The sequence below is a fragment of the Rhizobium sullae genome (assembly GCF_900169785.1).
In the GTDB taxonomy this organism is placed as follows: domain Bacteria; phylum Pseudomonadota; class Alphaproteobacteria; order Rhizobiales; family Rhizobiaceae; genus Rhizobium; species Rhizobium sullae.
In genome coordinates, this window is the sequence record NZ_FWER01000165.1 from 1 (window position 1) to 865 (window position 865).

Here is an 865-nt window from a genome sequence, read left to right on the forward strand (position 1 = left end):
GGGCCCACCATTTGCATTTTGCGAGTGATGGCTGAGGGATTGACGAGCCGAGACGCGGCATGTTGCCGAACCTGGGTTTGCCCCGGGCGATCGAGCTGATGGGGCTGTAGCTCAGCTGGGAGAGCACCTGCTTTGCAAGCAGGGGGTCAGCGGTTCGATCCCGCTCAGCTCCACCATATCGATTGGTGTCGAGACTGGCGGCAACGAAGCGTAGCGCAAGGCGCGTCGCCAAACGTTTTGGCGCCCCGGCGCGACAGAAATTGTCTTCTGAAGAAAAACAAAGTTTGCATCGTCCGCGTGACGATGCCTGTTCTGCATATATCGTGAAGAGAAGATTGATCTGGAGGCTTCCAGGTGTCGGGTTTTGCCCTTTTGGGTTTAACTTCGGCGTCCGAAGCCGGTTCCAATGATGTCGTTGAAGGTCTAGCCGACCGGAAACGAAAGAGGAGCCGGATGTAGGAAGGAAGCTTGTCCCGAGGCATTGTTGTTGTTTGAAGGCTTTGGCGTTCATCTGACAGACGGTGCTGGATTGGCGTTGCCTGACCGCGCGCCACCGGATTTGATCTCGAGAAGCTGGTCTTAAGATGAGATCGCAAGCGAGCTGCTCGGCGTAGCTCCAATAAAGCGATCTTATCGAACACGTCGATGGCATCTGAAATGATCCGGTTGTAAAAGGTAACCGGATTGTTGGTCTGACGGCTGCGGCAACTGAGAAGTTGTCCGGATTGTCAGATTTGGACCCCCTTTGAGCGCAAGCGAGAAGGACAGGAATTCCAAATCCAACTATGGATGAGCATTGGCAATGAGAACGATTAAGTGTCGTAAGGGCATTTGGTGGATGCCTTGGCATGCACAGGCGATGAAG

General features: G+C 54.2%; 1 tRNA gene. It reads left to right on the top strand.

Features of this window, described 5'->3' with window-relative positions:
• Positions 1 to 100: 100 nt before the first annotated feature.
• Positions 101 to 176: transfer RNA gene (locus tag BN1800_RS39540), tRNA-Ala, on the top strand.
• Positions 177 to 865: the final 689 nt, after the last annotated feature.